Source organism: Streptomyces nigra, assembly GCF_003074055.1.
GTDB classification, from domain to species: domain Bacteria; phylum Actinomycetota; class Actinomycetes; order Streptomycetales; family Streptomycetaceae; genus Streptomyces; species Streptomyces nigra.
Map to the genome: position 1 here is coordinate 3,624,743 of NZ_CP029043.1, position 14,397 is coordinate 3,639,139.

The following is a 14,397-nucleotide window of genomic DNA, read 5'->3' on the forward strand; positions in this document are numbered from 1 at the left end:
GTGTGGGTGACTGGCTGGCAAGGGCGGCCCCGCGGCTTTGGCGAGACGGTGGGGGCCGCCCTTGGCGTAGCTAGCCGTGGAAGTGGTTGCGCTTGAACGTGGCCTTGCGGATGTTGACCGTGCTGCCGCCTCGGTGGCCGCTCGCGGTGAAGACTTGGACGGCGATCCATCCGCCGAAGATCACGGCGGCCAGGGTGATGAGCTGGGTCACCAGAGCGGTCAGGGCCGCGATGAACGTGGTGAGCAGCAGTAGTCCGCCGCACATGGCGAGGAACCCGACGCCTCCGAGGGCGACGTTCACCGCCGCGCGGGAGACGGGCGGCTTGGCTGCGAGGGGTTCGGGCTGTAGGGGGCTGAGGCTGTAACCGGTGACGACGCGGCCGTCCGGCAGGACGACACTCGCCACCGACGGGACCGTGCCCGGCTGCACCGGGACGACCTGTGCCGGCGCCGCGACAGCGGGCGGCTGCGGGGTCAGGTGGTGAATCTCCACAGCCCTCACGGCGGGTGTCTGTGAAGCGTGTTCGGGGAGCATGCGGAATCCCTTCGCGGAGTGGTTCAGGGAGGCAGACGCACCCCCTTGGGGGTGTGCTGTGGAGGGGGTTTCAGGGCTCTGACCTGGGGTGCCTCCCTGACTCCCTGACTGATCATTTGCGCAGGTCAGGGGCAGGGAGGCGGGTCAGGGAGAGGTTCAGGGACTTCTCCCTGCCTCCCTGACCCGGGCGGGGTCGGGTCCCTGTCATCCGTCGGCGGAAGCGGAACCTTCGCTGTCGCGGTTGGCGAGGGCTCGGGTGAGCCGGTCGCGGCCGACGACCATGCGGCCGTCGGACTTGTAGGGCTCGGCTCCGGTGCCGTCGAGTACGCGCTTGAGGTCGATGAACGACCACTTGCCGTACGCGTCCGCGTTCAGGGCGGCGAGTCGCTTGAGGACGTCCTGGGTGAGCACCCGCGACGCCGTACCGACCACGGAGGCGATGTCCGCGAGCGGGTCACGGTCTTCGCCACGCTCGATGGCGTGCAGGGTGGTGACACCATCGCGCAGGGCCTTGGCACGGTCGGTGATCGCGGTGGCCGCATCGTCATCGATGTAGTGCGTGCGCACGGTGATGGACGACTGGCCGGCCGGGATGGTGATGCCGTCGGAGGCAACCACCAGGGTTCCCTTGTCCAGGCCGGGACGCAGCAGGTTGGGGGCGGCGCCGCCATCGACGGCCTTGTCCCCGAGCGCCATGCGGGCCTGCGACTCCGTGCCCAGGGCGAGCGAGGCCCGCGTGTGGGCGCCCTCGCGCACGAGCTTGGGCAGGTTCTCGTTGGTCGGGTCCTGGGTGCCCTGCCACATCAGCACGTTCACGGCCCGCCCCTGATTGTGGATCTTGCGGACGGCCATGAAGTACCGAGAGTTGGCCTTCGACCCCCCGTAGGGCCGCTTGTCCTCGTCCTTGGCCGGGCACATGAACGCCACCTGCGCCTCGTCCACGAGCACGATGAGCGGCGGGAACACCGTGCCGGGCGGGGCCTGGATACGGCGGTTCATCTCGTCCACGGCGCCTTCGACCATCTCGGTCACCTGGATCACGTGCTCATCGGTCGGCCCCTGGATCAGCGTGCTCGCGAGCCCGTCGAACATGGCCCAGTCACCCACGCCCTTGAGATCGCCCATGAGGAACTGCACCGACCGGTCCAGCGACAGCCACAGCGCCAGGGAACGCAGCGCCACAGTCTTGCCCTGATTCGACAGACCAGTGATGAGCAGGTGCCGCTGATACAGGGACAGCGCTGCGGCGTCGCCACGCAGGTCCTGCCCCCACGGCGCCCTGCCGGTCTTGTAGTTGGCGGTCATGGTGTCGTCGGTGACCAGCGGGGACGGGCCGATCGGCTCATCCAGCGCGCCGGAGTCGGCGATCCACAACCGGACCGTGCGGGCGGCCTGCGGGATGGTGATGAACACTTCGTGTTCGTGCCGGGTCAGGTTCTCCGCGAGCTTGCGGCGCTTGTTCTGCACCTCGTTGGTCGACACCCCGGAGGGCAGGGTGACGTCGACTTCTACGCCGCATCCGGCGATGGTGATCGGGCCGAGCATGGAGGCGCCGGCGTCTCCCATGTCCTTGATGGCTCCCCGGAGGGCGGGGATGCCGAGGTCGCGCAGGGCCTTGACCACGATGGACGGGGTGATCGGCTCCCCCTCGCCCGAGCGGACGTTCGCCGGGAGGGCCCACTGGGGTGCGGCCTGTTGCTTGCGGCCGACGGCCCACAGGGCGAGCAGGGCGAGGAACGGGCCGAGCGTGAGGGCCGGTCCCCACACCACCTGAACGATGCGGATGAGCAGGGCGATGAACTCGATGGTGGCCACGAGCGGCGTGATGACGTCTGCGGCCTGCCCGCTGCTGATGGCCAGGACGACACCCAGGCCGACCAGCACACCGACGCTCATGCCGGCGCCGACGGCGACGCCCTTCGCGGCCTCCACGGGCGAGTGCAGGAGGTCCATGCGGCGGTGGTGGCGGGCGGCCCGGAAGCGCTGCAACCGCTCCTCCCACTCCTCGGCCGCTTCGAGGTTCCCCGCGGCTTCCGCCGCGCGGATCATCCGCTCGTAGCGGGAGCCGGTACGGCCGTCCCACGCGCGGCGGGCCACGATCCGCCCGCCGTTGAACGTGTACGACGTGTGCCGGGCCGCCGCCCGCGCGGCCGCCCTGGTCCTCTCGTGCGTGACGCCGGTCTTGATGGCCCGACCCGAGCGGACCCACAGCGGCACGGGCCGTGCCGGGGGCGCGTCCGGGACCACGGTCAGGGTCGTCACAGCCGCCGCCGGGTCGGTGTTCTTGTGGAGGTGAACGACGTTCTCGGACATGCTGGAAGTTCTCCTGACTGCCCCTGTCGGGGCGGGAGTGAGGGAGAGAACCGGGGTGGCCGGGTCCGTGGAAAGAGCGGCCACCCCGGGCGGGATTGGCTGGTCAGAACCAGCCGGACGACTTGCGTGCGGCCTTGGCGCGCGCGGCCTCGGTGATCAGGCGCTGACGCTCGCCGTGCAGGGCCGTCAGCTCAGCGGTCAGCCGCATCTCCACGGACGAGCCGAGGGAGTCCATGCGGTTCTCCGCGCCGGTCGTGCTACGGGCCCGGTGGGCGCGGTGCGCTCCCGAGGCGAGTGCGCGGCTCATGGCGAGGCGTTCACGGGCGGTCAGGGGCCACCACTCGCCCCGCCGCACGGCCTCCAGCTTCTTCCGGGTCTTCTCGATCTCACGGTCAAGGCGGCGTATCTCGGAGTTGCCCATGTCAGTGACTCCGTTCGGACCCGTCAGGGTCGGGAAAGGCACACGGGGTACAGGTGCCGAGCGAGGCAGGGATGACGTATCCGGCATCACGCCGGCACGCGGGACAGCGACGGCGCGCCGCGTTCGCCTTGGCCAGCGCCGCCCACCGGGCCGCCGTCATCGGACGCACCGGCTTGGCCCGATCGACGCGATACAGGTAGGCGACCAGCGGACCCCGCCGTCGCCGGGGCCGCTCCAGCTGAGCGGCCACGTCCTGACCGCCGGGACGGAGCCCGAGGGCGCGGAGCTGGCGGCGGGTGGCGTAGCCGTCAGGGGCGAGCCGCCACCGGTAGACCGGCAGCGCGGCCATCAGACGACCTGCAGGCCGCGCTCGGCGCGCAGGGTGTCGCGCAGCGTGCGGGCGTTCGCCGGGGAGGTGCGAACCTCACGTCGGATGCCCTCGGCGGTGAGCCTGGTGTCCGGCCAATCGGCCGTGGCCTTCCGAGCCTCATCGAGCAGCTCATCCGGAGTGCGCTTCGGGCGCGGAGTGCGGGCGGCCTCGGGCACACGGCCCGTGGCCCGGCGCGGACGCGTCGACTCGGCAGCCACCGCACGCGTCTCGATCGGCACGGCCGGGGTCGGCTCGATCGAGGGGAGAGGCTTGGCCGGGATGGTCGACTTGATGAAGCCGACGGCCACCGGTCGGGGCAGCGCCGTGACGTTCGGGGTGATCGGCTCCGGGGCCGATTCCGCGAGGTCAGACGTAGACCGATTCCTCTCGGTATTGGTCGATTTCTCCGCATTCGCGGGCGGGAGCGTGATCGGGGTGGGGCGGTGGTGCAGCACCTTCGCCACGAGGTCGGAGCCGAAGTAGATCGAGCCGACCGGAAGCGAGGTGGCGAGCAGCACCAGGGCCCAGTTCGCCGGATCCCAGTCGGCCAGTCGGCCCCAGTCGACCAACCGGCCGTGCAGCTCCGGGACCAGGCCGTGCACGTAGTTCAGCACGAGCGAAGCGATGGTGTAGGCGGCCAGCACCCGCAGCGCGAACGTCCGGTCCCGGCCGGCGAGCACGAGCGTCGCAATCAGAGCGAGAGCCATGAGGCCGTCGACCACGAACGGGTAGAGCGTCGCGGCGGTGTCGTCGGCGCCGATGGCGCCCGCGATGTCGCGCAGAGCGTTCCAGGACACCCGGAAGGCCATCCCGACCACGGCGACCAGCGCGAGCACCAGGGCCGCACGGCCCTTACGGTGCAGGTTCATGCGGCACCGCCCGTCTCACCAGACAGGCCGTTGAGGTGGTCGCGGTGGGCGGCGAGCATGCGCCGGCAGGCCCGGCGGATGCGCCGCTCGTCCAGATCGCACGGCGTGCGGTCAACGACGACGATCTGCGCGTCCAGCAACTCCATCTCCGCGCGGATGACGGGCATCTCCGCGTCGATGGCGTCCAGCTCCGCATCCGTGGGCTCCATCCACGACTCGAACGCGGTAACAGCGTCCTGAACAGTGACGATGTGGTCCATGGGTCGTGTTCTCCCTCGCAGGTGGCAACGGCCCGAACAGAGCCCCCGGTGTTCCAGCACCGGGGGCTCACGCCGTTGAAGTCGGAATCTCCGGCTCCCCTCAGCGCCGCTCGTGCGAGACGAGCAGCGGAGGCAACCGGCCGCAGCACAGGTCAGTCGCACTGCGGAGAAGTTGAGGTCGCGCTGTACCGCGCACAGGGACAGAACCTGCACGCGCCCGCCCGCTTGCTCGCGGAGGGGGGCGGGATCCCCTCGGCACGCTGTTGAGTTCTCAAGGCACAGGCGCTCACTTCGTACTCACCCCGCTGGGCTTTCCTCCGGGCACATCCCTAGGGTTCCCTAGGGTTCCCTGTGGTGTCAAGCGGTAAGCTAGGGAACCCCAGGGAACCGCTGATGAGGGAGCTGACGACATGGCCGGTCAGGCCGACAATCGGGCGCCGTACGCGAGGATTGCCGCCCACTATGCGGAGCTGATTACGTCTGGTCAGCTGCAGCCAGGGACCCTCTTGCCGAGCATCAAGAACCTCTCGGAAGAGTGGAAGGTGAGCACGGCGACAGCCGAGAAAGCCCTGCGCAAGCTGCGCAACGAGGGGCTTGTCCGTGGCATCCACGGCATCGGTACCGAAGTGCTGGACCAGCCGGCTCCGATGTCGTCCGGGGCGCAGCGGCAGGACCGGGGACGCCGTACCGGGTCTAGCTGGGGGGCGGGCGAGCGGTCCGACTCACACCAAGCGGCCGTGGTGCCCGCGCCCGATGAAGTTGCGCAAGCGCTGGACATTCAGCCCGGCTCCGACGTGGTGCGCCGTAGCCGCGTGTACAGGGACCGGCACGGCATCGTCGCTCACAGTACGTCGTGGATTCCCGCTCGGTACGGGAAGCTGATCCCGCAGCTAGCAGCGAGCGAGCGACTGACCGGGGGAACCTCGCTCCAGCTCATTGCTCAGGCGACTGGCCGCCGGATTAGTCATCGCATTGACACCGCGTCAGCCCGCCGACTGACCCCGGAGTACGCCCGGCTCCTGGAGCTGGACCCCGACAACCTGCCGCCGGACCCAGTGGTCGTGATGACAGCCAAGTTCGTGGACAGCGAAGGAAACGTCGTTGAATACGGTGTAGACCTCGGGGGACCTGGCCGTACATGGCGCACAGAATCGGAGGTCTCGCAGTGACGGCCGCTGACGACACGCTCGTGAGCGTGCTTGAAGACCGCCTAGATACACTCCTTGCGTCACGCAGGGCTGGCACAATCACGCTCGAAGCCGAAGCGGAGGTGGCTGCCATCTCCCGAACTCTGACGAGACCGATGCCCCCTCATCCGCCGTTCTGTGTCCTGATGGCCGGACTCCCCGGCTCTGGCAAGACGACCCTCTCCCGCGCCCTGACCGCCCGTGGGTTTATACGACTGTGCCCGGATGAAGAGATGTTCCGTCGGCACGGCGTCTATGGCGTGGACTTCCCCCGGGGCGTCTTCCCCATCCTTGAGCGGCCCGTTCTCGAAGACGTGGCAGTGGAACTCCAGGAGCAGCTCAAGGCCGGGCGGGATGTGGTCGTTGACCACGGCTTTTGGACCCCAGAAGACCGAGCTAAGTGGCGAGCGATCGTCACGGAAGCCGGCGCCAGGTCGGTACTCGTCTACCTCGCAGCCAGTCATGACGAGCTGTGGGCGAGGATCAGCAAGCGGAACGAGTTCCATGCGGACGATCCCAACTCCATCTATTTCTCCGAGGACGACCTACAGCGATACCGCACGCGCTTCATCCCTCCGCAGGCAGATGAACAGCACTTGTTGTACGACGGTGACCCAGCGACCGTGATCGCAGCCCTGGAAGCCTCTCGCCCTTGACGCGTTCAGGATAGGCGCGCTACGTCAGCCGGGTGGTGTTCTACGGAGGCGTACACAGCAGTTCATACTGCGGACAGAAGGGGGGCGGGGGGAATGCGCGTGGGGGGATGGCCCTGGCAGCTAGGTTAAGGTCGCAGAATTTGCCGTCGGTTGCCCTCCTGCCAAGTTTTGATCCGCCGAACCACGCCCCATGAATCCAAGTACTCGCTAGTTAGGTTGGCTCGCATCATCCTAGCCAGCACATCGGCAGTGACATTCTCAACTCGATAATCTGATTTGAGCAGGGAAGCCAGGATTCTTACCAAGTCTTTTCCGTGGCACATGCCGGTATCTTCTGGCGTTTCTGTTGCCAGCTTGCGCCACTCAGCAAAACTGACTTCATCTGAAACCTTTGAATGCATCGCGTCAATAAGCTTCGTGAAATTTACGGATTCAGTTCGGGAATCCCAGTATCTAGCTATCTTTACGTCTCCCCATTCCAAAGGGATGCCGAGAGGCTGGGCCGCCATGCGCAGCCGTCCAATTGGCAGCGCCATCTTTTCGGTCTTGATCCGAAGCTTGGCGCTAATTGACTTGCAAACGGCCTGAGACTCTAGCGCCTGCGGCACGAGTTCCAGCACGAGAAGCTCAATAAGGCCGAGAGCGAGAAGGTCACTTTCCATGTCGGTCAGAGTAGTGATCACAAGGTCAGGGCATCCCCGCAGCGTGCCTCTGCGAACCTCATAGTCGCAATCCGTCACAAAAAGGATCTTCGCGCGCTGCTGAGAATTCGCTTTCTCATGTGCGCTAATAAGCATTTTGCGTCCGCCGGCGGGAAGGATCTGGGATAGGTTCTGCACGTGACGCGCAAATATTCTCTTGTCGTCTGGCCCTTCGACGACCAGAATGCCCTGCGATGGCCCAAGTCCGTCGGCACGCAACTCGGCATCCATGAGTAGCTCATACGCGTTGGTGTACTCAGGCACGGAGTCACCGGTCCAGCGATCGCCGCAGGTCGGTACGCCCAGCAATCAAGGTCGGCGAATGAGTAGCAAGCAGAAAATACGTACCTGAAACTTCCGAGATTTCAGTCAAGTCTTCTACGAAAGTGGATTGCCACAAGACGTGCAGGGACAATTCAGGCTCGTCAATCATGACGAGCGTTCCCGGGCTGGATTCAAAGAGTAGCTTGTGAGCCAGGATGAACATCTGCTGCTCGCCGCTCGACAGATGAACTGGGCTAATATCCTCATCCAATGCTTCTGAGCTGATCTGGAAGCCGCGCTCTGCATCGATGCGGATCTTCTTCCCTTTATAGTGCCTCCGGAGAAACTCAATGAAGGGTTCTAGTCGGCGACGCAGCGGCTCGAAAGTAGAAAGCTTGTCCTTGGTGTCGCTTAGATAAGTTGAGATCAATGCAAGGGAGTCGGGGTTGTCGAGCGGTAGATCGGAGATCGATTCTTCAACTTCTGTAGCATCGATCAATCCAGTCGCGGCAAGAGAGGACCGCAGATCTTGCACTTCTTTGAATTCGCGAGCGATGTTTTGTGAACCGCCAAACGTTCGCTGGGAGCTCATCGCTGCGAAGACCCGCCTTGGGAAATCACGGTCAAGGTTCTGGGAGGCCGTCCCGTATAGAGACTTGTATCGTTGGACTTCATCATTGATGTGAAGCACCGCAGCCTCAATGGCAGCCACAACGTCAACGGTGTCGCCCGTTCCCCTTTTTCTGGGGCGTTTCCTCCGCGCCGGGGCAAGTCGCTGATCGGATACAAGTAGTGCAGGGAAAGAGCGTGGGATCTGAGCTACCCACACCGGGACCGGCTCTTTGTGCCGTGAGGCGAGACGGAGAAGACGAGAAGCCTCTCTGTGCAGAGGCTCTGTCTGATCGTTTCCCATAAATCGCGTAAGCAGGGCATGTCGTTCGTAATCCGATAGCTCTGCCCAATCCTGGTCCTCCATGAATGGAGGGATGACGCCCGGCTTATATTCCCAGTGCTTGGGCTTAAGATGGTTCCGATTTAGCAGAATGCTTAGCGTTCCGCTGGATTTACGGGAAACCTCAAGTCGCGCGTTCTCGAATTCTAGAATGATGCGGTCAAATTTAATCGCCGCCAGTGAAGCCCACTCGCATCGACTAATCCAATCGATCGTGCGCAGGATCGTCGACTTTCCAGTTCCGTTCGCCCCGGTGAGCATGGTGGGTTCGTGGACGTCCAATGCGAAATCTTGAAGAGGTGATCCAAAAAGGCCATGCACGGTGTAATTCATCAAATGGCCAAAACGAAACACCCGCGCCGAGTCCCCGGCGTGAGGATCCGGGTCACCTAGGTGTTCCGGAAAGCTGTCTTCCATTCCTGCCCTCGCTTAGTTCAGTGGCTAAGGTCAACGGTAGCTCAAAACACGTCGGCCTGACCGGTTTCTCGGAACCTCTCCGACGATGCCAGTCAACGACTTGGAATGCCCAGGAAGTGAGCGCATGCGCGGCGACCAGCGCCACCGGTGTCTGTTCGGTCCTCTGCTGACGTCCGTTGGCACAGCTAGCAGCTCGCTCGGCGGCCGTGGACTTGCCGAGTTAGCTGTCCTGTTCCTCTGGAGGCGCAGCCAGCCGGGCCGTTTTGACATCAACGAGTGACATCAACAGCCACGTACATCAGCGCACGACCATGCAGCAGCGCGGGCCGAGTATCGCAGTGCAGTGGGACTGAGTTGCTGGTTGGGGGGACGCGCAGCCAGCGGGTACGCGCCTACGGATCAGATGTCACGCCCTAGTGAGCCCTATGCGCTAACCGCACGAGTCACAACCGCCCGTCGAGGGTAGTTGAACGAAGCAGCGCTCACAGATCCGCAGAGGCTTTTCGACGCTTTGATGGCGCCGATCGACGGTGGCCTGCAGCCTGGGAGCGAGGGCCGGCACTCCACCGCCAGGTGGCAGGCTCGCGCCAAAGTAGCTGTAGCAAGCAAGGCGCGCCTTGGCAGCGTGATGCTCGCGCTCCAGTTCATCCTCCACCGGCGGCTCCCCAGCGATCGCCAGAACTTCCTTGTAGCCGCTGCCCACCTTCCCGTCGTCTGTGTGCACCACCAGAGCTGTCAGCGGCGGGTCGCCGCGACGGTGTGCTTCACGCACCACCCGACCCAAGACCGGACCGATCCAGTTATGCAAGAGAGTCTTGGTCCGGATGCCTGTCCTACTTTGGATCTCCTCGGCCAGAGCCTTGTAGGTGATCACAGCGTGGTACGTCTGCGCCACACCTACAAGGATCGAGTACGCCTCAGCGGCCCAGGCTTCGCGTGCCTTTTGAGCTGTCGGCATGCTGACATCGGACACGCCCTCAGACTCCCCCTGTGCCATCCCCACCCCGTAACGCTCTCAATAGTCGGTGCCAGCGTGCATCCTCCCCCATGGCAGGCGCAGGGCACCATCTGCTCTCGGTTACCTCCATATGCCAATCGGTACGCCAACAGCAGCGCACAGCGGCAGCTGTCGGCAGTCTGGATACCCCAAGCGGCCGTTCATTGACACTCGACCACGGCCTGAAGAGCGGGAAGGTCGTCAGGCGTAGCGGCACCATGCCTGCCGCATGTCTTCGCTTCCGAACGCCTCGTCAGGTCGTCTCAAGCCTGACAAGATCGGCAGAGATCCAAAGGTGGCATTCAGGGGGGACCGTGCCCGTAAACAAGTGGTGGCGCCACGACCCGAACGAGCGGTACTGGCTTGAGATCACGAACCGTGAAGACATTGGCACCAACCTGCTCGCGCCGCAACGTGACGATGGGGGTAAGCCCTACTGGTCTTATGCGCTCGTCCGTGAGGTGCGGCCAGGTGACCTCGTGCTGCACTGGGACAAGAAGCACGGACCCGGTGTGGTCGGCTACTCCCGTGTTCAGGGCGAGGCTTTCGGATCCATGATCACTTGGCAAAGCCGGGGTACCTACGGCCGCCAGCGCGGCGCATCAGGACCAGAACCCGCCTGGCAGGCCCCCCTCGGGGGGTATCGGCAGTTGAAGCGTCCGGTCACGCAGGCCCGTCTGCGTGACATCGAGCCGCGTATACAGTCCCTGCTGGATCGTCTCAAGGAGGAAGTAAAAGGGCCTCTCTACTTGCCCTTCGTCTTCTCAGAGACACGGCCGCTTCGCGCCATGCAGGGGTACCTGACCAAGTTCCCGCGAGTCCTGGTAGAGGAACTTCCTGAGCTGCTGGAACTGCGTCAGGTCGCGATATCTGAGCCTCATGAGCCAAGTACACCCAACCTTCGGACCTCGTCACCGCTCCGGTCGCCTGAGTCGACCGGTTACGGTCGACAGCGTGATGCCGAGCGGCGGCGGGCTGTCGAGCGGTATGCGATGGACCTTGTACTCGGTCACTATCGCTCACTGGGCTACGAGGTCGAGGACGTGGGCGACCACTCCCCTTGGGACATCACCGTGCGCAAGGACGGGGCTGAGTCTCATATAGAGGTGAAGGGCAGCACTACGACGCGTGAAGCCATCGATCTAACCGAAGGAGAGGTCCGCCACGCTGAAGGCCTGCCGACCTGCCTCATAGTGGTAGATCAGATCGAACTGGATGCCGATCTTCGATGCCGTGGCGGGCGATGGCGCACGTGGGTCGACTGGACACCGAGTCGCGAAGAGCTCGTGGCCACTGCATATCGCTACCCACTTCCTGAGGATGCCCGTACAGGCCGTCCTTCGGCCTGACCTAAGTGGGATCCCCAGATGTGGTGAACGACCTGGGCTCTTACCAGGGTGGGCGCCGGCCGAGCCGAGGCGGCTCCGTCTCAGTTTCCGTCTCATTCAATCCCGTTCGGAGCCGTCCACAGCGGTTCACGCGGCGGGCGAGGATGCGCGAATGAACGAGGTTGAACGGCCCTGAATGACCCTCTGGCCAGCACGAACAGACCTCGAAAGCGAGTGTGGCGCAAGTCACCGAGGGTTCAAATCCCTCCGCTACCGCTCTGGAAGGGCCTCGTCGCAAGACGGGGCCCTTCGTGCTGTTGATCTCCGTGGAGGCGTGGAGGCTACACTCACCGCCGGAAACACGGGGCCCTTTCCGGCTCTTTCGACGCGCTGGGCACAGCAGCCACAGGGGAGGCCGCGATGGCGGTGAATGGCAAGAAGATCGCCGTCTACCTGATCGTGGTCTTCGCGCTCTACGTGATCATCACCGACCCGGCCAAGGCCGCCGACTACGTCCAGGTCGGGTTCGAGGGGATCTCGGACGCCGCCCAGGCCGTCGGGGAGTTCATGACCTGGATCGCCAACGGAGGAGACTCATGATCCGCCACCTCGTCCTGTTCAAGCTCGACGAGGGCGTCGAGCGCGACGACCCCCGGGTGGTGGAGGGCGTCGAGGCCTTCCGCTCGCTGGAGGGCAAGATCCCCGAGATCCGGTCCTGGGAGCTGGGCTGGAACCTCAGCGACCGCCCCATCGCCTACGACTTCGCCATCAACTCCGCCTTCGACGACCAGGCCGCCCTGCGCACCTATGTGGACCACCCCGAGCACCAGGCGGGCGTCGCCCTGTGGCGGGAGTTCAGCAGCTGGGTGATCGCCGACTACGAATTCTGAGGCACGGCACCCCCGGGCGCACGCCCCTTTCCCGAGCCCTCCGCCCCCCGGCGGGGGGCTTTCGCGTGTCCGGCGGGGTGACGGGCCCTCAACACGGGATTATGCGGTACTTGAACACAATGAACTGTCTTGTGATGCTATGACCGCTTTTGACGGATGAGTTGATGGATCACGAGGTGGAGTTGACCGTGCCGGCCAGTACTGCGCCTCAAGCCCCGACGCAGGAGGAAACCCCCGCGTCCCCGCCGCGCAGCCGTGGCGCCGACACCCGGGCGCTCACCCAGGTCCTCTTCGGGGAGCTGAAGGAGCTCCAGCCGGGTACGCCGGAGCACAACCGCGTGCGCGCGGCGCTCATCGAGGCGAACCTCCCGCTCGTGCGCTACGCGGCCGCCCGCTTCCGCTCCCGCAACGAGCCGATGGAGGACGTGATCCAGGTCGGCACCATCGGCCTCATCAACGCCATCGACCGCTTCGACCCGGACCGGGGCGTGCAGTTCCCGACCTTCGCGATGCCGACCGTCGTCGGCGAGATCAAGCGCTACTTCCGCGACAACGTCCGCACGGTCCACGTGCCGCGCCGGCTGCACGAGCTGTGGGTCCAGGTGAACAGCGCCACCGAGGACCTCACGACCGCCTTCGGACGCACCCCCACCACCTCCGAGATCGCCGAGCGGCTGCGCATCACCGAGGACGAGGTCCTGTCCTGCATCGAGGCCGGGCGGTCGTACCACGCCACCTCGCTGGAGGCGGCGCAGGAGGGCGACGGGCTGCCCGGGCTGCTCGACCGGCTCGGCTACGAGGACCCCGCGCTGGACGGCGTGGAGCACCGCGACCTGGTCCGCCATCTCCTCGTCCAGCTCCCGGAGCGGGAACAGCGCATTCTGCTTCTGCGCTACTACAGCAATCTCACCCAGTCGCAGATCAGTGCGGAACTCGGCGTTTCCCAGATGCACGTATCGCGGCTACTGGCGCGTAGCTTCCAGCGGCTCCGCTCGGCGAACCGTATCGACGCCTGACCGCAAATCCGAGCGAGCCATCACCTGCGAGAGCGAATCGCTCACCAGGGCCGATGCCGACAGTTGAGAGCCAAAACGCCGTCAGACCCCCTGTACGCAGGGCTGATTCGGATCTCACATGTCGACATGTCACTACAGCGTGTTGCCGACATGTGACATTCTTCGGCTAGCGCGTTTGCCGCGGCTTCGGCTCCGGTATTCAGGTGAAGGCTGGCGTTCCTCGTTCGGAGCGTTCGCCACGACCGTCCCGCGACCCAGAGGGGGTGGCATGTCCGCAGACCAGGGCAGCTCGAAGGTGCTCACGCTCATGAAGAGCGAGTCGCCCGACGCCGCGCTCGACGTTTCGGCTCTCGAGGCCGTTCCGGCCCCGGCTCTTCCGGCATCCGACATCACAGCCGTCCCGGCTTCGGCGGACATCGACACCCGCACCCTGTCCCGCTCCCTGTTCCTGCGGCTCGCCGCGCTGGACGAGAACAGCCCCGAGCGCGCGTATGTCCGGGACACCCTGATCGAGCTCAACCTCCCACTCGTGCGCTACGCGGCGGCCCGCTTCCGCTCGCGCAACGAGCCGATGGAGGACATCGTCCAGGTCGGCACCATCGGCCTGATCAAGGCGATCGACCGCTTCGACTGCGAGCGGGGCGTGGAGTTCCCGACCTTCGCGATGCCGACGGTCGTGGGCGAGATCAAGCGGTTCTTCCGCGACACGTCCTGGTCGGTGCGCGTCCCGCGCCGGCTCCAGGAGCTGCGCCTGGCGCTGACCAAGGCCAGCGACGAGCTGTCCCAGAAGCTGGACCGCTCGCCGACCGTCACCGAACTCGCCGCCGTGCTGGGCGTGTCCGAGGAGGACGTCGTCGACGGCCTCGCGGTGGGCAACGCCTACACCGCCTCCTCGCTGGACTCCCCGGCCCCGGAGGACGACGGCGGCGAGGGCTCGCTTGCCGACCGGCTCGGCTACGAGGACACCGCGCTGGAGGGCGTCGAGTACCGGGAGTCCCTCAAGCCGCTGCTGGCCAAGCTCCCGCCCCGCGAGCGGCGCATCATCATGCTGCGCTTCTTCGCCAACATGACCCAGTCGCAGATCGGCGAGGAGGTCGGCATCTCCCAGATGCACGTCTCCCGGCTGCTCACCCGGACCCTGGCCCAACTGCGCGAGGGACTCATCTCCGACTGAGCCTTCCCATGTGACGGGGTGTCAGCCACCATGGCCCGATGCTCCGC

Annotated in this window: 16 protein-coding genes; 7 read left to right on the forward strand and 9 right to left on the reverse strand. The window is 65.4% G+C overall.

Annotation, left to right across the window (positions count from 1 at the left end):
• Positions 1-70 precede the first annotated feature (70 nt).
• The 6 genes from DC008_RS16710 to DC008_RS16735 all read right to left on the reverse strand — a co-directional run bounded on the left by DC008_RS16710 (position 71) and on the right by DC008_RS16735 (position 4,768).
• Complete coding sequence (locus DC008_RS16710; RefSeq protein WP_108707664.1) at positions 71-535, reverse strand: hypothetical protein; 465 nt, start codon at positions 533-535, stop codon at positions 71-73.
• 204 nt (positions 536-739) lie between these two features.
• The gene (locus tag DC008_RS16715; RefSeq protein ID WP_108707665.1) at positions 740-2,848 is read right to left on the reverse strand and encodes an FtsK/SpoIIIE domain-containing protein; all 2,109 of its coding nucleotides are present in this window, start codon (positions 2,846-2,848) and stop codon (positions 740-742) included.
• Between the two features lie 103 nt (positions 2,849-2,951).
• Positions 2,952-3,269, reverse strand: coding sequence for a hypothetical protein (locus DC008_RS16720; RefSeq protein WP_108707666.1), 318 nt, complete (start codon positions 3,267-3,269; stop codon positions 2,952-2,954).
• 1 nt (position 3,270) lies between these two features.
• Entirely contained in the window at positions 3,271-3,618 is a 348-nt protein-coding gene (locus tag DC008_RS35960) for an RRQRL motif-containing zinc-binding protein (RefSeq protein WP_108707667.1), read from the reverse strand.
• Positions 3,618-4,508 (reverse strand): DUF2637 domain-containing protein, encoded by an 891-nt coding sequence (locus DC008_RS16730; RefSeq protein WP_108707668.1) that lies wholly within the window; start codon positions 4,506-4,508, stop codon positions 3,618-3,620. The genes DC008_RS35960 and DC008_RS16730 overlap by 1 nt, the downstream gene beginning before the upstream one ends.
• A complete protein-coding gene (locus DC008_RS16735) occupies positions 4,505-4,768 on the reverse strand; it encodes a DUF6284 family protein (protein WP_108707669.1) in 264 nt (87 codons plus the stop codon). The genes DC008_RS16730 and DC008_RS16735 overlap by 4 nt, the downstream gene beginning before the upstream one ends.
• 410 nt (positions 4,769-5,178) lie before the next feature.
• Between DC008_RS16735 and DC008_RS16740 the strand changes: the two genes are divergently transcribed.
• Positions 5,179-5,937 carry a GntR family transcriptional regulator gene (locus tag DC008_RS16740; protein WP_108707670.1) on the forward strand — a complete coding sequence of 253 codons (759 nt, stop codon included), beginning with the start codon at positions 5,179-5,181 and terminating at the stop codon, positions 5,935-5,937.
• Positions 5,907-6,611, forward strand: coding sequence for a P-loop nucleotide/nucleoside kinase family protein (locus tag DC008_RS16745; protein ID WP_108707671.1), 705 nt, complete (start codon positions 5,907-5,909; stop codon positions 6,609-6,611). Before DC008_RS16740 ends, DC008_RS16745 begins: the two co-directional genes overlap by 31 nt.
• Positions 6,612-6,736: 125 nt before the next feature.
• Here the strand turns inward: DC008_RS16745 and DC008_RS35235 are convergent, their stop codons facing one another.
• From DC008_RS35235 to DC008_RS16755, 3 genes are all read right to left on the reverse strand, one after another.
• Complete coding sequence (locus DC008_RS35235) at positions 6,737-7,543, reverse strand: hypothetical protein (RefSeq protein ID WP_123954008.1); 807 nt, start codon at positions 7,541-7,543, stop codon at positions 6,737-6,739.
• A 37-nt stretch (positions 7,544-7,580) separates the two neighbouring features.
• Positions 7,581-8,945: an AAA family ATPase gene (locus tag DC008_RS16750; protein WP_108707672.1), complete on the reverse strand. Its 1,365-nt coding sequence runs from the start codon at positions 8,943-8,945 to the stop codon at positions 7,581-7,583.
• 430 nt (positions 8,946-9,375) lie between these two features.
• Complete coding sequence (locus DC008_RS16755; protein WP_244221366.1) at positions 9,376-9,918, reverse strand: hypothetical protein; 543 nt, start codon at positions 9,916-9,918, stop codon at positions 9,376-9,378.
• A 338-nt stretch (positions 9,919-10,256) separates the two neighbouring features.
• Here DC008_RS16755 and DC008_RS16760 point away from each other — a divergent pair, with 338 nt between their 5' ends.
• From DC008_RS16760 to DC008_RS16780, 5 genes are all read left to right on the forward strand, one after another.
• Positions 10,257-11,291, forward strand: coding sequence for a protein NO VEIN domain-containing protein (locus DC008_RS16760; RefSeq protein ID WP_164492317.1), 1,035 nt, complete (start codon positions 10,257-10,259; stop codon positions 11,289-11,291).
• A 399-nt stretch (positions 11,292-11,690) separates the two neighbouring features.
• On the forward strand, positions 11,691-11,870 hold the full coding sequence (locus DC008_RS16765) for a hypothetical protein (protein WP_108707674.1): 180 nt from the start codon (positions 11,691-11,693) through the stop codon (positions 11,868-11,870).
• Complete coding sequence (locus tag DC008_RS16770; protein ID WP_108707675.1) at positions 11,867-12,160, forward strand: Dabb family protein; 294 nt, start codon at positions 11,867-11,869, stop codon at positions 12,158-12,160. Before DC008_RS16765 ends, DC008_RS16770 begins: the two co-directional genes overlap by 4 nt.
• Before the next feature lie 164 nt (positions 12,161-12,324).
• The gene (locus DC008_RS16775; protein WP_179199572.1) at positions 12,325-13,176 is read left to right on the forward strand and encodes an RNA polymerase sigma factor SigF; all 852 of its coding nucleotides are present in this window, start codon (positions 12,325-12,327) and stop codon (positions 13,174-13,176) included.
• Between the two features lie 268 nt (positions 13,177-13,444).
• Entirely contained in the window at positions 13,445-14,350 is a 906-nt protein-coding gene (locus DC008_RS16780; protein WP_062665734.1) for an RNA polymerase sigma factor SigF, read from the forward strand.
• Positions 14,351-14,397: the final 47 nt, after the last annotated feature.